Origin of the sequence: Brachybacterium sp. AG952 (assembly GCF_004362645.1) — a bacterium.
GTDB classification, from domain to species: domain Bacteria; phylum Actinomycetota; class Actinomycetes; order Actinomycetales; family Dermabacteraceae; genus Brachybacterium; species Brachybacterium conglomeratum.
In genome coordinates, this window is sequence record NZ_SNXV01000002.1 from 144041 (window position 1) to 165185 (window position 21145).

Consider the following 21145-nt stretch of genomic DNA (forward strand, 5'->3'; position numbering starts at 1 on the left):
CGTCGAGGGAGTGCTGACGGACGAGCAGGTTCTGACCGGCCGCCGTCCCGGGCATGCGCGAGAGCGCTCACACTGCTGACGCCTGCGTTGCACGGGGGCGCAGACCTGGAACAATGACCCCCATGACCGACACCGCATCGCGCCCTGACGCCCAGACCTCGATCCCCGATCGCCCCTCCCTCGAGGGCCTCGAGGAGAAGTGGGACGGCGTATGGAGCGAGCAGCAGCTCTACGCCTTCGACGAGGACACCACCCGTGACCAGGTGTTCAGCGTCGACACCCCGCCGCCCACGGCGTCGGGCTCGCTGCACATCGGTCACGTGTTCGGCTACTCGCAGGCCGACATGATCGTGCGCTACCAGCGCATGCGCGGCAAGAACTGCTTCTACCCGCTGGGCTGGGACGACAACGGCCTGCCCACCGAGCGCCGCGCCCAGAACTACTACGGGGTGCGCTGCGATCCCTCGCTGCCCTACGACCCGGACTTCACGCCCCCGATGGAGGGCGGCTCGAACAAGTCCTCCAAGGCCGCGAACCAGGTCCCGATCTCCCGCCGAAACTTCATCGAGCTGTGCGAGAAGCTGACCACGATGGACGAGAAGTCCTTCGAGGAGGTCTTCCGCACCCTGGGCCTGTCGGTGGACTGGAACCACAGCTACCAGACGATCAACGCCCACTCCCGCGCCACCTCTCAGCGCGCCTTCCTCGAGAACCTCGAGGCCGGGCAGGCGTACCAGTCCGAGGCCCCCACCATGTGGGACGTCACCTATCGCACCGCCGTCGCGCAGGCGGAGCAGGAGGACCGCGACCGCGAGGGCGCCTACCACCGCATCGGCTTCACCCGCACCGACGGCGAGAAGGTCTTCATCGAGACCACCCGCCCCGAGCTGCTCCCCGCCTGCGTGGCCCTGGTCGCCCACCCCGACGACGAGCGCTACCAGGACCTGTTCGGCACCACCGTCACCTCTCCCCTGTTCGGCGTGGAGGTGCCCGTGAAGGCGCACCCGCTGGCCCAGGCGGACAAGGGCGCCGGCATCGCGATGATCTGCACCTTCGGCGACTCCACCGACGTGATCTGGTGGCGCGAGCTGGAGCTGCCCACCCGCTCCGTCGTCGGCCGCGACGGCCGCTTCCTGCCCGAGGCGCCATGGATCTCCACCGCCGAGGGCCAGGCCGCCTACGCCGAGCTCGCGGGCCTGACCGTGTTCAGCGCGCAGAAGCGCGTGGTCGAGATGGTCACCGAGTCCGGCGACCTCGTCGGCGAGCCGAAGAAGATCTCCCACCCGGTGAAGTTCTACGAGAACGGCGACAAGCCGCTCGAGTTCGTCACCTCCCGCCAGTGGTACCTCACCAACGGCGGCCGTGACTCCTCCGAGGGCGGGCTGCGCGACGAGCTGATCGCCCGCGGCAAGGAGCTCACCTGGCACCCCGCCTACATGGAGTCCCGCTATCGCAACTGGGTCGAGGGCCTGGCCGGCGACTGGCTGATCTCCCGCCAGCGCTTCTACGGCGTGCCCTTCCCGGTCTGGTACGGCGTGGGCACCGACGGCGAGACCGACTACGACACGGTGCTCACCCCGTCCGTCGACGAGCTCCCGATCGATCCGACGATCGACGTGCCGGCCGGCTTCACCGAGGAGCAGCGCGGCCAGGCCGGCGGCTTCGTCGCCGACCCCGACATCCTCGACACCTGGGCGACCTCGTCCCTGTCCCCGCAGCTCGCGGGCGGCTGGAACTCGGACAGGGACCTCTTCTCGAAGGTGTACCCGATGGACCTGCGCCCGCAGGGCCACGACATCATCCGCACCTGGCTGTTCTCCACGGTCGTGCGCTCCCACCTGCAGCAGGACGCGCTGCCGTGGAAGCACGCCTCGATCAACGGCTGGATCCTGGACCCCGACCGCAAGAAGATGTCGAAGTCCAAGGGCAACGTGGTCACCCCGATCGGCCTGCTGCAGCAGCACGGCTCCGACGGCGTGCGCTACTGGGCGGGCCGTGCGCGTCAGGGCGTGGACACCGCCTTCGACGAGGGGCAGATGAAGATCGGCCGACGCCTCGCGATCAAGATCCTCAACGCCTCGAAGTTCGCGCTCGGCTTCGGCGAGGCTCCCGCGGACCCGGCCGGCCGACTCGCCGCGGATCCGTCGGCGGTCACCGATCCGCTGGACCGGGCGCTGCTCGCGCAGCTCGCGGACGTGGTCGACCAGGCCACCACCGCGAACGAGGACATGGACTACGCCCGTGCCCTCGAAGCCGTCGAGCCGTTCTTCTGGGCGTTCTGCGACGACTACATCGAGCTGGTCAAGGAGCGCGCCCACGGCAACTCCCCGGCCGGCGAGGCCGGTGCCGCCTCGGCGCGAGCGGCGCTCGCGATCGCGCTCGAGGTGCTGCTGCGCCTGTTCGCGCCGGTGATCGTGTTCGCGACCGAGGAGGTCTGGTCGTGGTGGCGCGGCGGCTCCGTGCACACCCAGCCCTGGCCGGAGTCCGCGCCGCTGCGCGAGGCCGCCCAGGGCCAGGACTCCGCGCTCGTGGACTCCGTCGCCCAGGCCGCGATCGTGGTGCGCCGCATCAAGTCCGACGCGAAGGTCTCCCAGAAGACCCCGATCCTCGCCGTGACCGTCGAGGCCCCCGCAGCGGCGCTCACGCATCTCGAGGCCGCCGCTGCGGACCTCACGGCGCTCGGCCGGATCGAGAGGCTCGAGCTGGTCGCCGGCGCGGGCGAGGAGATCACCACCCGCGACGTCGAGCTCGGCGAGCCGCCGGTCAAGCAGCCGCGCAGCAAGGCCTGAACGACCGGACGCGGGAGGGGCGAGGGCCATGCAGATCCGCACGTACCGCTCCGGGGTCAACCGGATGTTCCTGTGGATGGGCGTGGCCCTCGTCGTGGTCGCGGTCCTGCTCTTCGGCGCGGTGCCGGTGCTCGGCTGGTCCCTCACGCGCAGCCCCGCCCTGCTCGGGATGCTGCTCGGCCTGCCGGTGTTCGGCCTCGCCGGGGCGGTGATGGCGCTGGTCGGGGCTCGGCGCCGCGTGCTCGTCGGACCGGACCGGGTGACCTGGTACGGGGTGCTCGGGGCCCCGAGCGTCGTCCTGTTCTCGGAGGTCGCCCACGTCGAGGTGCCCTCGGGGCGCCGGGGTCCCCGCGCCGTCGCGCTGCATCGCCGCGACGGCAGGGTGCAGGTGATCGGCGCGCTGGCCATGTCCTCGGGAGAGGGCGGCAACAGCGCGGACGGCGCCTACCGGGAGGCGGCGAGCGACCTCGTCGCCTCGCATGCCCGGTGGTGGGCGCTGGCCCGGGGCCCTCAGCAGGGCCGGACGCCGGGACGACGCTGACCCGCCGCCGCTGACTGCAGGGCCTCGGAGCCGCGAGCGACCGCGAGGTGGCCGGCGGAGAGGCCGGTATCGCTCAGAACGGCCACTTGTCGGAGACGTAGTCCGTGGCCCCCTGGAACGCTCCGGAGGCGTCGCCGATCGCGTCGTCGATGTCGTAGTCGCCCGGGGTGAAGGTGTTCACGATCTGGTTCGGATGGACCGCCACGGTGGTGGAGCCGCCGAGCCCGAGCTCGGCCGCGAGCGAACCGGCGACGCTGACGGAGATCTCGTCGGTGGAGATCGTCTGCCCCGCGCCCGCCCCGACCCCGTAGCCGGCCTTCTCGCTGATGGAGGTCGAGCCGGAGAACCATCCGCCGGGCGAGGTGGATTCGAAGGTCTGGGTCGCCTGCGCCCCGGCGAAGGCGCGGGCGTCGAAGCCCTGGCTGAAGCCGTTGACCTGACCGTCTTCGTTGCGCGTGACGTGCGAGTACGCGTTCGCGCTGGCGTTCGCGCCGGCGTAGAGGTCCTGCCGGATGGTCCCCGAATTGCCGAGCGGGCCGTCGACGGTGGCGTACTGCGAGGAATAGGCGCCGAGCCCGGCGCGGGCTCCGGCGGCGACGCCGTCCGGTCCGACGGTGCCTCCGGCCTCCGCGTAGCCCTCCGCCCCTACCCGGGCGCCGGCCTGGATCCCGGTCCCGAGAGGCCCGTCGAGGCGGTCGTCGATGCCGATCTCGGCGCTGCCCCGCGCACCGACGGTCCCGGTCACGTTGCCGTACGGATCGGTGGTGACGTTGGTGCCGGCGCTGTAGTCGTACCCCGCGTACCCGTCGAGGAATCCGTAGCTCTCGTCGATCTCGCGCCCGTCCCACAGCGAGTCGCCGCCGGTGATCTGCTCGCCGATCGGTCGGTCGTCCCCGTACTTCGCGCCGCGCGAGGTGAAGCCGGGATCGCCGAAGAACTCCTGCGGCCCATCGCCGTCGCCGCCGGTGAACCAGTCCTCGAGGTCCTTGCGGAGGTGGTCGATGACGCCCGGGGTGAGGGGCAGCCCGGGGATCGGCGCGGGCAGGGGCATCAGCGGGCCCGGGAAGGGCATCGGGAACAGGTCGCGCAGGACGTCCAGCAGGCCGCCTCCGTCCCCGGCGGAGGCCTCGTCCTGCTCCTCGGCGTGGCGGCGGATCTCCTCGCCGCGGCCCTGGAGGCCCTCCGCCTTCGCGCGCAGGCCGGGCGCGATCACGCCGTGCCAGAGGGCGCGGAACGCCACCGCGTCCGGTCCCATCCACGGCACGGAGTCGATGAGCCGGGTGGTCGCGTCGGTGATCTCGTCGACCGTCCGCGATCCCTGCTCGAAGGCGGTCCCCTGCTGCCGCATCTGCTCGGTGTCGCCGCCCTGGAAGCCCGCCATCATCTCTCCCCTGAAGTCCTCGTCGTGCGACGGGACCGTGTCCGGTCCCGCGCCTGCCCCACTGCTCCTGTCGACCGAGCCGGGCACGGCGACGCTGATCAGCCTAGGCAGACCGCACGGCACCGACCATGGGGAGTACTCCCCATCGGCGGGCGTCGGGACCCGCCGTGCTGCTACGACGGCGAGCACGAGAGGTGACCGCGTTGAGCTCGTCGCCCCGCGCTAGGGTGGGCGGGCCGTCGTCCTCGACCAGCAGGGAGCTCCATGTGCACGCCGTGATCCGCAGCGCTGGCGCGCAGATCAACCTCGTCGTCGGCCCCATGGTCGCCCTGATCGGCGTGGCCGCGCTGCTCGCCGGGGTCGTCCTGTCGATCGTGCTGGAGACGGCCTGGTTCCTGATGTTCCTGATCCCGGCGGCGATGGGGATCGGCGCCGGGCTGCTCCTCCTCCGCGGCGCCCGCAGGTCCCGCCTGCAGATCGACCCGGAGGGCGTCACGTGGTGCGGGTTCGTCGGCGCGGAGCAGTCGCTGCGCTGGCAGGAGATCCACCAGCTGCTGCTGCCCCCGCCCGCGAGCCGACGGGTGGTCGCGATCGCGCAGCTGCGCGACGGACGCCAGGTCGAGGTGCGGGCGCTGTGGGAGTCGCCGACCTCCCCGGCCGTGCTGCTCGGGTCCTCGGACCACAGCCGCGCCCAGAACGCCCTGCTCGGCGCGCACCGCGCCTGGCTCGCCGGCCACCGCTGACGCCCGCGGCGCGGCAGAGCCCGCCCCTGGAGGTCAATGCTCCACCAGGCTGCGGCCGAGGCGGGCGGTGCACCCGGGCGCGTCGCGGCCCGCGCTCAGCGCACGATCTCCCGGTGCCCGGCGTCCACGCGACGGGTCCAGCCGCGGCCGTCGAGATGCTCGAGCAGCGGGATCGCGACGCGGCGCGTCGTCCCCAGAGCCTGGCGGGCCTCGCTGGTGGTGAAGGGCTGCTCGAGCCGGGCCAGCTCCCGCATCGCGAGCGCGGGCGCGGCGGGCAGCAGCACGACCTCGTCGGGCAGCCGCAGCAGCCGGCCCTGCGCCGCGGCGGCGGCGAGCTCGCGGGCGCCGAGGCGGAGAGCGGCGAGGTCCTCGGCCTCCGGGGCGCGGAAGGGCGTCTCGGCGAGCCGTCGTTCGAGCTGTGTGACCCCGGTCTCGGCGGCGCCGAGACCTGCGACGGCGGCAGGGTCCTTCACCCGGCCGGCCTCGAGCGTGAGGCCGGCGGCGGCCACGACCGCGTCGAGCAGCTCCGGGGCGGGCAGCGCCAGCGCGTCGGCGGCGGCCTTGCGGGGCAGGCCGGCGGAGAGCGGATCGGCCTGCACGGCCTCGGCGACGAGGGCGGTCAGCATCTCCCGCCAGTCGGCGAGCGCCCGAGCGTCGACGAGCTGCTCGCCGCGGCGCTCCACCCCGTCGGGCAGCTCCTCGGGGACGGCGAGGCCGTAGCGGCGCAGCACCTGCTCGCTCACGGCGCCGCGGCGTGCGACCTCCCCGGCGAGGTCCCCGCCCGCGGGCATCGCCTCGAGCACGGCCTGGCGCCGGCGGCCGTCGCCGCGCCGCGCCAGGGCGGGCGGGTCGATGTCGAGGACGCGAACCCCGCTGCGCACAGCGTGGCTGCCGCTGCCGCGCAGCACGAGCGCATCGCCGACGGCCAACGGCAGCGGCCGCTCGAGGGTTAGCCGGGCATGCTCCTCGCCGAAGGGGCGCACCCGCGCGGTGACCTGGGCGGTGCCGAGGTGGGCGATCAGCTCGCCCGGGGCGCCCGCGAGGTCCTCGCCGGTGGTGCGGCGCACGTCGACCTGGGTGCTGAGGTGCCACGCCCCGGGGGTGATCAGCGCGTCGCCGCGACCGACCTGCTCCGCGTCGACACCGCGGAGGTTCACCGCGGCGCGGCTGACGGGGCCGAGCTCGGCGAGCCCTCCGCCGCGGGACTGCAGACCGCGGACCTGCACCTCGATCCCCTGGTCTCCGGGCGCTGCGCCGCCGTGCGTGCCGATCAGCTCCAGCCGGTCCTCGCGGCACAGGGTGCCGGCGGCGAGGGTCCCGGTGATCACGGTGCCGGCGCCGGAGACGGTGAAGGCGCGGTCCACCCACAGCCGCACCCGCTGCCCGGGGTCGGGCCGGCGTGCAGCGGCGACGAGCTCGTCGAGCTGCGTGCGCAGCGCGTCCATCCCCTCCCCGGTCACGGCGGAGACCGCGAGAGCGGGCGCGGCGGCGAGTCCGGTGCCGGCGAGCTCCGTGCGGGCCTGGGCGATGACCTCCGGGACCCTGTCGGGAGCGAGGTCGGCGCGGGTGATCACGAGCAGGCCCTGGTCGATGCCGAGGGCGGCGACGGCGTCGCGGTGGTCGCTGGACTGCGCCTGCCAGCCCTCGTCGGCCGCGACGACGAAGCAGACGATGGGGGCGGGGCCGATGCCGGCGAGCATGTTGCCGAGGAACCGCTCGTGGCCGGGCACGTCGACGAAGGAGACCTCCTGGCCGGAGGGCAGGACGGTCCAGGCGAAACCGAGGTCGATCGTGAGGCCGCGCCGCTTCTCCTCGGCGAGGCGGTCCGGCTCGATGCCGGTCAGCGCGCGGATCAGGGTGGACTTGCCGTGGTCGACGTGCCCGGCGGTGGCGATGACCTGCATCATCGCGCAGGATCCTGAGCGGAGGTGCGAGCGGAGGCGTCCTCGGGGCGACGGCGGTTGTCGCGGTCGCGCAGCCGCTCCCGCGCCGCGGCGACGGCGCCGACCAGCGTGTCCTCGTGCTCGGCGGGCACGCAGCGCAGGTCCAGCAGACACGCGCCGCCCTGGACGGTGCCGACGACGGCCGGGTCCCCGGCGCGGAGCTCCGCGGCCAGCTCCTCCTCGAGCGCGATCGCCCAGCCGGGCAGCGGCACCTCGGCCCCTCCCCCGCCGCCGACGCGGCCGTCATGGGCGACGGTGCGGCCGCCGAACCGGGCCGCGAGCGCGTCGGTCCGCTCCCGCAGCGTGTCCGGGTCGGTGCGCAGCGCCGCGAGGACGGGCGGGACGGGTCCGGCGAGGGTCGCCTCGATCGCGGCGAGCGCGAGCTTGTCGGCGCGGACCGCACGGGCCAGCGGATGGCGGGCGAGGCGCGCGATCACCTCGCGTCGGCCCAGCAGGATCCCGGCCTGCGGACCGCCGAGGAGCTTGTCGCCGCTGGTGATGACCACGTCGGCGCCCGCGGCGAGGGCCGAGGCGGCATCGGGCTCGTCGGGCAGCGCGGTCTCGGGGCGCAGCAGTCCCGAGCCGAGATCGGCGATCAGCGGCAGCCCGTGCTCGTGCGCGAGCGCTGCGAGCTCGGCGATCCCGACCTCGCTGGTGAAGCCCTCGATGCGGTAGTTGCTGGTGTGGACCTTGAGGATCGCGCCGACGGACGGCTCGTCCGCGGGAGCCGGCTGCGCGCCCGGCCCCGGGGCGGCGGCGCCCTGCTCCCCGCCGGCGCCGGCCGTGAGCGCCTCGCGGTAGTCGCTCGCATGGGTGCGGTTGGTGGTGCCGACCTCTCGCACCCGCGCCCCGGCGGAGGCGACGAGCTCCGCGAGCCGGAACCCGGCCCCGATCTCGACGAGCTCCCCGCGGCTCCACAGCACCTCGCGGCCCGCGGCGAGCGCGGTCGTGGCCAGCAGGAGGGCGGCCGCGCCGTTGTTCACCACGAGCGCGTCCTCCGCCGCGGGGCAGGCGGCCAGCAGCGCGGCCCGCGCGCCGGCGCCGCGGCGGGAGCGGGCGCCGGTGGCGAGGTCGAACTCGACGTCGGTGTACCCGGCGGCGTCCTGGACCGCCTGCCGGGCCGCGGCCGAGAGCGGGGCCCGGCCGAGGTTCGTGTGGACGATGACGCCGGTCGCGTTCAGCACCGGGCGCAGCGAGGAGGCGCTGTGCTCCCCGAGGGAGGCGAGCACCGCGGCGGCCACGTCCTCCGGGGCGATCTCGCCGCGACGGGCCCGGTCCTGGGCGGCGCGGACCAGGTCGTGCACCACGCGCTCCCCCATCGCGCCGCTCGCCGCGACGACCTCGGGCAGGGCGAGCAGGCGATCCGTGCGCGGGATCCGCCGACGCGGGTCCTCCGCGTCGCTCGGGGACTGGGGCACGGGACCTCCTGCGCACGGGATCGGAGCGTCCGCCCGGCGGCGGACGGCAGTATTGGCGGAGGCGGACGGGAATCGAACCCGCCAGACCGAGATGCTCGGTCTCACCAGTTTTGAAGACTGGGGCGCCCACCAGGACACGTACGCCTCCGCGGGCGACGATATCACCGCCGGACCTGGGACGACGCTCGCCCTCCCCGGGCGGCCCGGGCTAGGGTCGGGCCATGAGCGACTCCCCCATCCAGCCCCTGGCCCGCCCCGAGATCCGCCTGACCACGATGGCGCACGGAGGCGGCTGCGCCTCGAAGATCCCGCCGGGCGAGCTCGAGGAGGTCGTCTCCTCCCTCGCCGGGCAGCAGTACGACCAGGTGATCGTGGGCCTGGACGACGGGGACGACGCCGCCGCCGTGCGGATCGGCGGGCCCGACGGCGACACGGCCGTGCTCTCCACCGCGGACTTCTTCACCCCCGTGGTCGACGACGCCCACGACTGGGGACGGATCGCGGCCGCGAACGCGCTCAGCGACATCTACGCGATGGGCGGCGACCCCGTGGTCGCGATCAACCTCGTCGGCTGGCCCCGCGAGGTCCTGCCCTACGAGCTGCTGCAGGAGGTGCTCGCCGGCGGTCTCGCGATCGCGACGGAGGCCGGGGTGCCGGTCATCGGCGGGCACTCGGTCGACGATCCCGAGCCCAAGTACGGCATGGCCGTCACCGGCACCGCCCGCCCGGACCGTCTGCTGCGCAACGACGCCGCGGAGGCAGGGCTGCCGATCACGCTGACCAAGCCGCTCGGCGTGGGCCTGCTGAACAACCGCATGAAGTCCACCGGCGAGGCCTCCCCCGCCGCGATCGAGGTGATGACGACCCTGAACCGGGACGCCTCGAAGGCCGCACTCGAGGCCGGGGCGAGGGCCGCGACCGACGTGACGGGCTTCGGCCTGCTGGGCCACCTGTACAAGATGGGCCGCGCGTCCGGGGTCGGGATGATCCTGGACCGGGCCGCGGTGCCGCTGGTCGACGGTGCGGCGGAGGCGCTGCGGGACGGGTTCGTCTCCGGCGGGACGCGGCGGAACCTCGAGTGGGTGCGCCATGCGGTCCAGACCGGACCCGGCATCGACGAGGACGATCTGCTGCTGCTCGCCGACGCGCAGACCTCGGGCGGCCTGCTGGTGATCGGCGAGGTGCCCGGCTATCCGGTGATCGGCGAGACCGTCGCGGGAGAGGGCATCCAGGTCCGCTGACCGGCCCCGGCCCGCCGCTCCGGGCCTGTCTCCGTCGAGCGCCACACGTTTGCGTGCCTGGGGACTCGTGCGAGGCGCCGCATCGGTCCTCAGGCCTGCAGAACCTGCGGGAGGGGCGGAGCCGGCGGGAGGGGCAGAACCTGCGGGCAGGGCCGACGAGGCGCTGGTGCCCGTCGGCCCGCCCGCTCAGCCGGCGGTGGTGATCGAGTCGTCGGTGATGCCGGCGGCGCGGCGGGCCGCCAGGCGCGCCTTTTGCGGCTCGATCACGCGGCGCGGGTCCTTCACGGACTCGAGCCCGGCGTTCAGCACTCCGAAGCGGGTCAGGGCCGAGGCGGTCAGCAGCGCGGCACCACTCGCCGCGGCGACGACACGGCTGCGCCCGCCGAGGAGCGTGCCGATGCCGCCCGCGATCGCGAGGCGCTCCGCCCAGGTCAGGAGCTTGCCGGGGGTCCCGGTCTCGAGCGGCTCCCGCTCCAGGGGGTGCATCGACTCCTTCATCAGGTGCATGCTCGCCACGTCGCCGGCGACCCCGGCGGCCGCGAGGAGCCGGGCGGGAGCGGACTCGGCGACGGGGGTGGTGACCATCGCGGCGCCGCCCGCGGCGAGGCTCGCGGAGGAGGCGAAGAGGTAGGAGAGGTGGCCGCGGCCGGCCTCCCAGGTGGGGACCACGGTGTTGCCCAGCAGCGCGCCGGTGTACGAGGCGAGCAGGGGGGCGAGGGCGACCTGGCCGAGAGAGGCCGGTCCCTCGGCGGCCCGGAGCAAGGGGCGCAGCGCCCCGAGCGGGAGCTTCTCGCCTGCCAGGCGGTCGACCTCGAGGGCGCCGAGCACGCCGGACAGCGAGGCGAAGCCTCCCACCACCCAGGTGCCGAGGCTCATGGGGCTGGTGACCTTGACGGTGCGCATCATGTTCAGGAACCGCTCGGGGCGGCCGAGGTCCTCGATGAGCGCCAGCGTGCCGACACCGACGGTGCCGAGCGCCGCGAGGCGCGCGTTGCGACGGAGCACCGGGCGACCGGTGCACTGCGCCCCGAAGGCCAGCAGGCCCGAGCCGCCGGCGACGCCGCCGAGGAACAGGTAGACGGCGATCGGTGCCTTCCACGGCGGCGCCTTGACCACGGGCCGGCCGTAGTAGGAGTCGTACTGCTCGGACCGCTCGATCTCGACGTCCTCGACGACGGCGCCCTCGCGGGATCCGTCGCCCATCCCGACCTCGCCGAGGCCGCGGCGGCGTCGGCGCTTCCCTCCGCCGCGTCGGCGGGGCTTCTCCGGCGGACGGTCCGCGTCGTACTCGGTGATGCTCATCGACGCGCCCCCAGGAAGGACAGCGCGACGGCCGCGACCATCCCCGCGGCCGCGAGGCCGGTGCGGGCGTAGAGCTTCGGCAGCGCCTTGGTGGGCACCTGTGGGTCCGGCGGGAGGCCGTACACCTCGGGCTCGTCCAGCAGCAGGAACACCGAGCCGGTGCCGCCCACGCCGTCCTTGGGGTTCGCGCCGTACAGCCGCGCCTCGGTCATGCCGCGCTCGTGCAGGTCCGCGACCCGCTGCTTCGCGTCGGCCGTGAGATCGGGGTGGTCGCCGAAGGTGATCGACTGCGTGGGGCAGGTGGCGGAGCAGGCGGGCTGCTCGCCGTCGACCAGCCGGTCGTAGCACAGCGTGCACTTGCTCGCGGTGTTGCGGCGGGGGTCCTCCTCCTCGCGCACGGCGAACGGGGAGACGGTCCCGTCGTCGCGGCGCTCGATGACGCCGAAGGGGCAGGCGCTCACGCAGGTGCCGCAGCCGTTGCACACGTCCTGCTGCACCACGACGGAGCCGTACTCGGAGCGGAAGATCGCACCGGTCGGGCAGACGTCCAGGCAGCCGGCGTTGGTGCAGTGCTTGCACACGTCCGAGGACATCAGCCAGCGGAACTCGGGGGTGTCCGGCGGGGTGCGGTCCACGTCCGAGAGGTCACCGGCGGGGGTCGCGCCCCGCTTGCCGGAGGACTTCGGGCCGATCCCCGGCATGCCGAGGCTGACGAGCTTGCGCCCGGACTCCCGCGCCTCCTCGATCCGCTCCTGGCCCTGCTCGACGAAGGCGACATGGCGCCAGGTGTTCGCGCCGAGCTCGCCGGTGTTGTCGTAGCTCGAGCCGAGGATCTCGAGGTTGCCGTCGATCGGGTTGCGGTTCCACTCCTTGCACGCCACCTCGCAGGCCTTGCAGCCGATGCAGATGGAGGTGTCGGTGAAGAACCCCTTGCGCTCGTGGTCGTGGTCCCATCCCGCGTCCGCGGAGGGTCCTTCCGGTCCGGCGAGCAGGCTCATCGGTTCCTCATCTCCTTCATCGACGGCTCCCCTGTGGGCACGGCGGTGGCCTCCTCCGGACCGCGCACCTCGTGCGGGGTCCCGCCCGTGGCCGGGCCGGCACCGGGAGCACCCTCGGCCCCGTCGACCTGCGGGTGCAGCGCGGGGATCAGCCCGGCCCTGCGGCGGTACTCCTCCACCAGCTCGGCACGGCCCGGCCCGCGGGGGCGGCGCCCGGGCAGGATCGTGCACGAGTTGTTCTTGCTGTTCTGGATCTGGGTGTTGGCGTCGAGGTTCATCCCGATCAGGTCGTTCGCCCCGTCGCCCTGCACCACCGCGGCGCTGCCGCGGCCCCAGTGGAACGGGAGGCCGATCTGGTGGACAGTGCGCCCGCCCACGTGGAGCGGGGTCATCCGCTCTGTGACCAGAACCTTCGCCTCGATCGCGTTGCGGGCCGAGATGATCGTCGCCCACCCGTAGGGTTCGAGCCCGATCTCCGCGGCGAGCTCCGGGGAGACCTCGCAGTACATCTCCGGCTGGAGCTCGGAGAGATAGGGCAGGAACCGACTCATGCCGCCGGCGGTGTGGTGCTCGGTGATCCGGTAGGTGGTGAACACGTACGGATACACCTCACCGCCCTGCGCCGACGCGCCCGGCGAGCTGAGGTTGTCTTCGTCCTGGAAGGTGACGCGGGTGGGATTGGACTGCTGGGGGTACAGAGGATTGGGGATGTTCGACTCCGGCGACTCGTAATGGGTCGGCAACGGCCCGTCCACCATGCCGGTCGGCGCGAAGAGCCATCCGCGCCCGTCGGACTGCATCGTGAACGCATCGGTCCCCGCCAGCGCCGCCACGCCGCCCTTGCCCGGGTCCCCGGGGTCGTCGGGACGCTTCGTGGGCGGGAAGTCGGGCACGTCCTTCCCGGTCCATGTCCCGGTCTCCTCGTCCCACCAGACCCACTTCTTCCGCTCGCTCCACGGGCGGCCCTCGGGATCGGCCGAGGCCCGGTTGTAGAGGATCCGTCGGTTCCCGGGCCAGGCCCAGCCCCAGTCGGCTGCGGTCTCGTCCTGCTCCTGACCGGGTGTCCGCTTCCGGGCACGGTTGATCCCGTCCGCGTAGACGCCGGAGTAGATCCAGCAGCCTCCGCTCGTGGAGCCGTCGTCCTTCATCTCCCCGAAGGAGGCCAGCGGCTGCCCGGCCTTCTCACCGGAGAGGTGTCGGCCGTTGATCTCGGCGAGGACCGCCTCGGCGTCCGGCTCGCCGTGCTCGTTGACAGGATAATCCCAGGTCAGGTCGAGGATCGGCCGGTCGCGAGGGTCGGAGGAGTCCTTGAGCTTCTCCCGCACGCGGCGTCCCAGCTCGTACATGAACTCGAGATCGCTCTTCGCGTCGCCCGGCGGCTCGACGGCCTGGTCGCGCCACTGCACCATGCGCTGGGTCTGCGTGAACGACCCGGCCTTCTCGGTGTGGTTCGCGGCCGGGAGGAAGAACATCTCGGTGCCGATCTGCTCCGGGGAGAGCTCCCCCGACTCGATCTCGGGTCCGTCCTTCCAGAAGGTCGCCGACTCGATCATGTAGAAATCGCGCACCACCATCCACTTCAGATGCGTCAGGCCCAGACGCTGCATACGCCCGTTGGCCGAGCCGACAGCGGGGTTCTGGCCGAACAGGAAGTACCCGTCGACCCCGCCCTCGAGCATCCGCATGACGGTCTGGTACGTGCCGTGCGCGCCGGTGAGCCGGGGCAGGTAGTGATACTTCCAGTCGTTCTCGGCGGTGGCGTGCTTCCCCCACCAGGCCTTCAGCAGATTGATCGTGTAGATGTCCGCATTGGCCCAGAAGCCCTTCTGCTCCTTCTTCCCCACCAGTCGCGTGTACTCGTCGAAGTCGTCCTGTCCGGCCTTCGGCATCGGAAGGTAGCCGGGCAGGATGTGGTAGAGCGTCGGGATGTCGGTGGAGCCCTGGATGGTGGCGTGTCCGCGCAGCGCCATGATGCCGCCGCCGGGGCGTCCCATATTGCCCATGAGCAGCTGGAGGATGCCGGAGGTGCGGATCATCTGCGCACCGCCCTGGTGCTGGGTCCAGCCCAGCGCATAGGCGAACATCGTCGTCTTCTCACGGCCCGAGTTCTCCGCGATCGAACTCGCGAGGTACTCGAAGTCCTCCGGAGCGATGCCGCAGGTCTCCTGCACCATCTCCGGGGTGTAGCGCGCGTAGTGACGCTTCAGGATCTGGAAGACGGTGCGGGGGTGCTGCAAGGTCTCGTCCCGCTCGGGCAGGCCGCGCGCGATCGCGTCGGGATCACCCGCATACGCCCAGGTGGTGTTGTCGTAGGTGCCGGTCTCCGGGTCGTAGCCGGAGAACAGGCCGTCGAGGTCCTCGGGGTCGCCGTACGCCTCGGAGATGAGCGTCGAGGCGTTGGTGTACGCCTGCACGTACTCCTTGAAGTACAGCTCGTTCTCGAGCACGTGCCGGATCACGCCGCCGAGCAGCACGATGTCCGTGCCGGTGCGGATCGGGATGTGCCGATCGGCGTTGGCGGAGGTGCGTGTGAACCGCGGGTCGACGTGGATGACCCGGGAGCCGCGCTTGCGCGCCTCGATCACCCATTGGAAGGCGACCGGATGGGCTTCGGCCATGTTCGAGCCCTCGATGACGATGAGGTCAGCGTTGGCGAAGTCCTGCACCGTGTTCGTGGCACCGCCACGACCGAACGAGGCTCCCAGACTGGGAACCGTGGCGGAGTGTCATATGCGGGCCTGGTTCTCCATCTGGATGGCGCCCGCGGCGGTGAAGAACTTCTTGATCAGATAGTTCTCCTCGTTGTCGATGGTCGCGCCGCCGAGGCTCGCGATGCCCATCGTCCGCCGGAGGGGGTTGCCCTGCTCGTCCTCGTCCTCCCAGTGCTTCCGGCGCGCCTCGAGGAAGCGGTCCGCGATCATGTCCATCGCGGTGTCGAGGTCGAGGTCCTCCCACTCGGTCCCGTAGGGGCGGCGGTAGCGGACCTTCGTCTGGCGCAGGTAGGAGTTCGCGAGCTGCTCGCTCGCGGCGCCCTTCGGGCACAGCCGGCCCCGGGAGACCGGGGAGTCCGGGTTGCCCTCGATGTTGATGACGCGCCCGTCCTTGTGGAAGACGCGCTGGCTGCAGCCGACGGCGCAGTACGGACAGACGCTGTCGGCGACGCCGTCCGCCTCCGCGGTGCGCGGCATCGTGCTGCGGGTCCGCGGGGACGTGACGGCGGTGCCGCGTCCCGTCGGATCCGCCCCGCGAAGCTGCCGGATCACCGGCCAGTCGAGGAACGTCTTTCGAGCCATGCCCCGGATGCTATCAGCGGTTTCGGCCCGAAGGGCGCGGTCCGCGAGGTCCCGGCGCGGCTCGGGCGGGCAGACCCCCGGGCCGACCGGCCGGCAGGGCGCAGCGGACCCGTCGGGAAGGCGGGCCGGGCCCGTCGGCAGGGCCGAGCGGGCTCCGGGAGGGCGGGTCGGATCCGTCGGCGGGGCGGAGCGGGTCCGTCGGGAGGATCGGACGGGCCCGACGGCAGGGACGAGCCGACCCGCTGGGGGCGTCAGGCCCCGGTGGCGCCCTCGCCGCGGATCCGCTCGTGGTGGCGGATCACCTCGGTGACGATGAAGCGCATGAACGCCTCGGCGAAGGTCCGGTCCAGCCCCGCGTCGTCGGCGAGGGAGCGCAGGCGCTCGATCTGCTGCTGCTCACGGTCCGGATCCGCCGGCGGCAGGCCGTGCTCGGCCTTCAGCTGGCCCACGCGCTGGGTGTGGGAGAAGCGCTCGGCGAGCAGGTGCACGAGGGCGGCGTCGATGTTGTCGATGCTGCGCCGCTCCTCCCCCAGCAGCTCCCGAGCCCGGGCGACGTCCGCCTCGCGCGGCGCGCCCGCGTGACCGGATGCACTCATGCGGTGCGCTCCTGCCGGCCGCTGTCGTGCTCGCGGTCCGCGTCCTTGCCGGTGAGCATCAGGGGTGCCCGGCCCTCGGTCACGACGCCCTCGGTGATGACCACCTTGACCACGTCGTCCCTCGAGGGGACCTCGAACATGACCGGCTGGAGGGACTCCTCGAGGATGGCGCGCAGGCCGCGCGCACCGGTCTCCCGCTCGACCGCCTTGTCCGCGATGGCCTCCAGGGCGCTGCGCTCGAAGTCGAGCTCGACGCCATCCAGGGCGAACATCTTGCGGTACTGCTTCACCAGCGCGTTGCGCGGCTCGGTGAGGATCGTGATCAGCGCCTCCCGGTCGAGGTTCGAGACGCTCGTGATCACCGGCAGACGGCCGATGAACTCGGGGATCAGGCCGAACTTCAGCAGGTCCTCGGGCAGCAGCTTCGAGTACAGCGCCTCCTGCGCGAGCGGGGAGTGCAGCTCGGAGCCGAAGCCGATCCCGCGCTTGCCGATGCGGGAGCCGATGATGTCCTCGATGCCGGCGAAGGCGCCCGCCACGATGAACAGCACGTTCGTCGTGTCGATCTGGATGAACTCCTGATGGGGGTGCTTGCGCCCGCCCTGCGGGGGCACCGCCGCGACCGTGCCCTCGAGGATCTTCAGCAGCGCCTGCTGCACGCCTTCGCCGGAGACGTCGCGGGTGATCGAGGGGTTCTCGGCCTTGCGGCCGATCTTGTCCACCTCGTCGATGTAGATGATGCCGCGCTCGGCCTTCTTCACGTCGTAGTCCGCGGCCTGCAGGAGCTTCAGCAGGATGTTCTCGACGTCCTCGCCGACGTAGCCGGCCTCCGTCAGCGCGGTGGCGTCCGCCATCGCGAAGGGGACGTCGAGCATCTTGGCGAGGGTCTGGGCGAGATAGGTCTTGCCGCAGCCGGTGGGGCCCACCAGCATGACGTTGGACTTGGAGACCTCGATGTCCTCGTGGTCGTCGCTCGCCTCCTCGGCGAGGGTCGCGGCGGCGCTCTTCGCGTTCGGGGCCGTCTGCTCGGCATCCTGCGCACGCACGCGCTTGTAGTGGTTGTAGACCGCCACGGCGAGGGCGCGCTTGGCGGGCTCCTGACCGACCACGTACTCCTCGAGGAAGTCGAAGATCTCGCGCGGGGCGGGCAGCGGGGCCTGCTCCTCGGCGGCGGGCTGAGCGGCCTGGATCTCCTCGGCGATGATCTCGTTGCACAGCTCGATGCACTCCTCGCAGATGTACACCCCCGGCCCCGAGATCAGGCGCTCGACCTGCTTCTGCGACTTGCCGCAGAAGGAGCACTTGAAAACGTCCCCGTTCTCGCTCGTACGTGCCACAGCTGTCCTCCTCCTCGGCGCTCAGGTCCGTCCAGCCTACCCGCCGCTACTCGCGTCGCCGCGCAGGCTCGCTGTGGGCAGAACGACGGCCCCGCCGCAGCGGGGCCGTCGTGGTCGATCGTCGTGCGGCGGAGCCGTCGCGGCGGCCCGCCGGATCGTCAGCGCCCGAGCGCCGGACGCGGCTCCTTGCGGGAGGTGAGCACCTGGTCGACCAGACCGTACTCGAGGGCGCCCTGCGCGGTGAGGATCTTGTCGCGCTCGATGTCGGCGCTCACCTGCTCCTTGGTGCGGCCCGAGTGGTGGGCGAGGGTCTCCTCCAGCCACTCGCGCATGCGCATGATCTCGTTGGCCTGGATCTCGAGGTCGGAGGCCTGGCCGCCGCCGCCCTCGCCGCCCATCGCGGGCTGGTGGATGAGGATGCGGGCGTTCGGGAGCGCGAGGCGCTTGCCCGGCGCGCCGGCCGCGAGCAGCACGGCGGCGGCGGAGGCCGCCTGGCCGAGGCACACGGTGGTGATCTCGGGCTTGATGTACTGCATCGTGTCGTAGATCGCGGTCAGCGCGGTGAACGAGCCGCCGGGGCTGTTGATGTACAGCGTGATGTCGCGGTCCGGGTCCTGGGACTCGAGCACGAGCAGCTGCGCCATGACGTCGTCGGCCGAGGCGTCGTCCACCTGCACGCCGAGGAAGATGATGCGGTCGTCGAAGAGCTTGGTGTAGGGGTCCTGGCGCTTGAAGCCGTAGGGCGTGCGCTCCTCGTACTGGGGCAGCACGTAGCGGGAGGTCGGCATCTGAGCGGCGGCGGCGGGCTGCGCGCCGGCCTGGGCCATGGGCAGCGCGCCGATGGTGCGGGGATCGAAGGTCACGGGGTCTCCTGGTCTCGAAGGTGTCGGAAGGTTCTGGAGGGGGCGATCAGCTGTCGGTGCCGCCGCCGCCCGTGACGTCGCCGGAGCCGGCGACGATCTTGTCGATGAAGCCGTACTCCAGCGCCTCCGCCGCCGTGAACCAGTGGTCGCGGTCGGAGTCGGCGTGGATCTGCTCGACGCTCTTGCCGGTCTGCTCGGCGATCAGCTCGGCGAGCTGGTTCTTCATCGAGAGGATGAGGTCGGCCTGGATGCGGATGTCGGTGGCGGTGCCGCCGAGGCCGCCGAGCGGCTGGTGCATGAGCACGCGGGTGTGCGGGGTCGCGTAGCGCTTGCCCTTGGTGCCGGAGGACAGCAGGAACTGCCCCATCGACGCCGCCATGCCCATGCCGACGGTCACGATGTCCGGCTTGACGAACTTCATCGTGTCGTAGATGGCCATGCCCGCGGTGATCGAGCCGCCGGGGCTGTTGATGTAGAGGTAGATGTCCTTGTCCGGGTCCTCGGCGGCCAGCAGCAGGATCTTGGCGCAGATCGCGTTGGCGTTCTCGTCGCGGACCTCCGAGCCGAGCCACACGATGCGCTCGCGCAGAAGGCGCTGGTAGACGTTGTCGTCGAGGCCCATCGGGGAATCGCCGGCCGCGTCACGGGGCGCGGAGGGCTGGCTGCTCTGCGGGGTCTGAGAGGTCACGGGGGCTCCTTGATCGCGGGAATCGTCGATGCGTCGACTCTAGGCGCTGGGCGGGAGGGTGACGGGCCCTGTTCGCCGCAGGCGCACTGGCGCGGCGCCGCAGCCCCTGTGGCGCCCCGCCCCCGGGTTCGTCAAGGTGGGGCGAGAGTCGGTCACGACTTCCTGCCGATCTGTAAAAAACAGACAAAGAGCGTTATCCGGGTCTGCCAAGCGCCTTCAGATGGGCCCCGGATCGCTCTTACCTTGAAGTCACCACCCCGACCCCAGAGGTCGCGACATCCCGCAGGAATGCCCCCGACCCCCGGTCGGGATCGGAAGGAACTCCCGCTCATCATGGCTCAGCACAACTCCCACCGTCTCCCCGGCCGCGCCCAGCTCCCCACCCGCCAGGCCGGCACCGCGGCCCGCGGGCTCGGCGGCGCCGCCGTCCTCGGCACCGTGGTCCTCGGCACCGCCTTCACCGGCGCCTCGGCCCAGGCCGCGCCCGCCGCCCCGAGCGCCCCGGCCGCTCCGGCCGCCGCCGCTCCGGCCACGGCCGACGCGGCCCCCTCGGTCGCCCCGTCGGCCGCTCTGAACTCCACCCAGAAGCTCCGCTGGGGCTCCCGCGGCGGCGCCGTGCAGGAGCTGCAGTCGGCGCTGAACTCGAACGGCGCGGGCCTCGCGGTCGACGGCGTGTTCGGCAAGCGCACCCACGCGGCGGTCAAGGACTACCAGTCCTCCAAGGGCCTCCAGGTCGACGGGGTCGTCGGCCCGAAGACCCGCGCCGCCCTCAACGGCGGCGTCTCCACAGGCGGCGCCTCCGCCCCCTCCTCGAGCGCTTCGAGCTCCTCCTCCGGCTCCTCCAGCACCATCGTGAACGCGGCCCGCTCCGCCGTGGGCACCCCCTACTCCTGGGGCGGCTCCTCCCTCGGCGGCATGGACTGCTCGGGCCTCGTGAACTACGCCTACAAGGCCGCCGGCATCTCGCTGCCGCGCACCTCCGGCCAGATCGCCAACGGCGGCCGCTGGATCTCCCAGTCGCAGGCCCAGCCCGGCGACATCGTCGCCTGGTCCGGCCACGTCGCGATCTACGCCGGCAACGGCCAGATCATCGACGCCTCCGGCTCGAAGCAGCGCGTCGTCGAGCGCTCCATCTGGGGCAACCCGATCGGCTTCGTCACCTACCGCTGAGCCACCGGCTCCTCGGCCCACGGCCCGGCTCCCCTCGCGGGAGCCGGGCCGTGCCCGTTCATCCGGCCCCTGCGCCGGTCCCCGCCGTCCTGCGGGGACGGTAGCGGTGGCCGAATCCGGCCTCCGCGCCGGGGATCGGCCCGACCAGCTCCCAGTCGATCCGCCGCCCGCCGGGCACCGAGAAGGCGCGCGTCCCGTCGCCGAGCATCACCGGCGCGGAGAAGATCTGCAGCTCGTCGACGAGGTCGAGCTCGAGGGCCTGGCGGGCGATGTCGGCGCTGATGATCTGCACGTCCTTGCCGTCCGCGAGCTCGTGGGCGCGACGGATCGCCTCGGCCACGTCGACGTCCAGGGCGGTCACCGAGGGATCGCCGGCGAGCTCCTCGGGCCGATGGGTCAGCACGATCTCGACCCCGTCCCAGGCCCCGCCGTAGGACTCGGAGGTCAGCTCGCCGCGCTCGGCCGCCTGCGCGACCGCGGCGTCGTAGCCGCGCCGGCCGGAGATGATCACGCCGACGGGTTCGGCGAGCCGCGCCACGACCTCGCCGTCCATGGGCGGGCAGGCCTCGAGCCAGGCCATGTCGTGCTCGGGCCCCGTGATGAAGCCGTCGAGCGAGGCGGTGAACCCCCAGGTGACCCTGCCCTGCGGGGCCTGCGTGCCGGCCGTGGCCGCGGCGGGGTCGTCGGGACGGTCGGGTCGGTGCGGTGCCATGGGTCGCTCCCGGGCGTCGGCGGTCCCCGGTGCTCGCCGGGACGGGCAGTCTCCCACCGACGCCGACGGGCCGCCACCCCCGGAAGGGGTGACGGCCCGTTCGATCTGCCGCGCGGGGCGTGACCCCGTC

16 protein-coding genes and 1 tRNA gene are annotated in these 21145 nt (G+C 72.7%); 5 read left to right on the forward strand and 12 right to left on the reverse strand.

The genetic code is table 11. The annotated features are described in order from the left end of the window. The first annotated feature begins 122 nt into the window (after positions 1 to 122). Both valS and DEU31_RS06105 read left to right on the forward strand, forming a co-directional pair. On the forward strand, positions 123 to 2789 hold the full coding sequence (gene valS, locus DEU31_RS06100) for a valine--tRNA ligase (protein WP_133676490.1): 2667 nt from the start codon (positions 123 to 125) through the stop codon (positions 2787 to 2789). A gap of 28 nt (positions 2790 to 2817) precedes the next feature. Then, entirely contained in the window at positions 2818 to 3330 is a 513-nt protein-coding gene (locus DEU31_RS06105) for a hypothetical protein (RefSeq protein ID WP_010551303.1), read from the forward strand. Positions 3331 to 3403: 73 nt separating this feature from the next. Here the strand turns inward: DEU31_RS06105 and DEU31_RS06110 are convergent, their stop codons facing one another. Then, positions 3404 to 4711, reverse strand: a complete 1308-nt coding sequence (locus tag DEU31_RS06110; protein ID WP_133676491.1) for a hypothetical protein — start codon at positions 4709 to 4711, stop codon at positions 3404 to 3406. A gap of 275 nt (positions 4712 to 4986) precedes the next feature. Between DEU31_RS06110 and DEU31_RS06115 the strand changes: the two genes are divergently transcribed. Further along, positions 4987 to 5454: a hypothetical protein gene (locus tag DEU31_RS06115; RefSeq protein WP_243733760.1), complete on the forward strand. Its 468-nt coding sequence runs from the start codon at positions 4987 to 4989 to the stop codon at positions 5452 to 5454. A gap of 95 nt (positions 5455 to 5549) precedes the next feature. Here the strand turns inward: DEU31_RS06115 and DEU31_RS06120 are convergent, their stop codons facing one another. The 3 genes from DEU31_RS06120 to DEU31_RS06130 all read right to left on the reverse strand — a co-directional run bounded on the left by DEU31_RS06120 (position 5550) and on the right by DEU31_RS06130 (position 8963). Next, positions 5550 to 7358: a selenocysteine-specific translation elongation factor gene (locus DEU31_RS06120; protein ID WP_208109976.1), complete on the reverse strand. Its 1809-nt coding sequence runs from the start codon at positions 7356 to 7358 to the stop codon at positions 5550 to 5552. Further along, positions 7358 to 8815 (reverse strand): L-seryl-tRNA(Sec) selenium transferase, encoded by a 1458-nt coding sequence (locus DEU31_RS06125; protein ID WP_133676494.1) that lies wholly within the window; start codon positions 8813 to 8815, stop codon positions 7358 to 7360. Before DEU31_RS06125 ends, DEU31_RS06120 begins: the two co-directional genes overlap by 1 nt. Before the next feature lie 53 nt (positions 8816 to 8868). After that, positions 8869 to 8963: transfer RNA gene (locus DEU31_RS06130), tRNA-Sec, on the reverse strand. A 73-nt stretch (positions 8964 to 9036) separates the two neighbouring features. Between DEU31_RS06130 and selD the strand changes: the two genes are divergently transcribed. Continuing rightward, entirely contained in the window at positions 9037 to 10056 is a 1020-nt protein-coding gene (gene selD, locus DEU31_RS06135) for a selenide, water dikinase SelD (RefSeq protein WP_133676495.1), read from the forward strand. Positions 10057 to 10242: 186 nt separating this feature from the next. Here the strand turns inward: selD and nrfD are convergent, their stop codons facing one another. The 7 genes from nrfD to DEU31_RS06175 form a co-directional block, all read right to left on the reverse strand. Then, positions 10243 to 11358 carry an NrfD/PsrC family molybdoenzyme membrane anchor subunit gene (gene nrfD, locus DEU31_RS06140; protein ID WP_133676496.1) on the reverse strand — a complete coding sequence of 372 codons (1116 nt, stop codon included), beginning with the start codon at positions 11356 to 11358 and terminating at the stop codon, positions 10243 to 10245. Beyond that, a complete protein-coding gene (locus DEU31_RS06145) occupies positions 11355 to 12356 on the reverse strand; it encodes a 4Fe-4S dicluster domain-containing protein (RefSeq protein ID WP_010551296.1) in 1002 nt (333 codons plus the stop codon). Before DEU31_RS06145 ends, nrfD begins: the two co-directional genes overlap by 4 nt. Next, the gene (gene fdnG, locus DEU31_RS06150; protein WP_243733761.1) at positions 12353 to 15649 is read right to left on the reverse strand and encodes a formate dehydrogenase-N subunit alpha; all 3297 of its coding nucleotides are present in this window, start codon (positions 15647 to 15649) and stop codon (positions 12353 to 12355) included. Before fdnG ends, DEU31_RS06145 begins: the two co-directional genes overlap by 4 nt. Before the next feature lie 251 nt (positions 15650 to 15900). Further along, positions 15901 to 16245, reverse strand: coding sequence for a chorismate mutase (locus tag DEU31_RS06160; RefSeq protein ID WP_133676499.1), 345 nt, complete (start codon positions 16243 to 16245; stop codon positions 15901 to 15903). After that, a complete protein-coding gene (clpX, locus tag DEU31_RS06165) occupies positions 16242 to 17582 on the reverse strand; it encodes an ATP-dependent Clp protease ATP-binding subunit ClpX (RefSeq protein ID WP_133676500.1) in 1341 nt (446 codons plus the stop codon). The genes DEU31_RS06160 and clpX overlap by 4 nt, the downstream gene beginning before the upstream one ends. 158 nt (positions 17583 to 17740) lie before the next feature. After that, the gene (locus DEU31_RS06170) at positions 17741 to 18409 is read right to left on the reverse strand and encodes an ATP-dependent Clp protease proteolytic subunit (RefSeq protein WP_040367550.1); all 669 of its coding nucleotides are present in this window, start codon (positions 18407 to 18409) and stop codon (positions 17741 to 17743) included. A gap of 82 nt (positions 18410 to 18491) precedes the next feature. Beyond that, entirely contained in the window at positions 18492 to 19067 is a 576-nt protein-coding gene (locus tag DEU31_RS06175) for an ATP-dependent Clp protease proteolytic subunit (protein ID WP_050815762.1), read from the reverse strand. Between the two features lie 399 nt (positions 19068 to 19466). Here DEU31_RS06175 and DEU31_RS06180 point away from each other — a divergent pair, with 399 nt between their 5' ends. Then, complete coding sequence (locus DEU31_RS06180; protein ID WP_010551289.1) at positions 19467 to 20303, forward strand: NlpC/P60 family protein; 837 nt, start codon at positions 19467 to 19469, stop codon at positions 20301 to 20303. Positions 20304 to 20361: 58 nt separating this feature from the next. Here the strand turns inward: DEU31_RS06180 and DEU31_RS06185 are convergent, their stop codons facing one another. Continuing rightward, positions 20362 to 21015 carry a dihydrofolate reductase family protein gene (locus DEU31_RS06185; protein ID WP_010551288.1) on the reverse strand — a complete coding sequence of 218 codons (654 nt, stop codon included), beginning with the start codon at positions 21013 to 21015 and terminating at the stop codon, positions 20362 to 20364. Positions 21016 to 21145 lie beyond the last annotated feature (130 nt).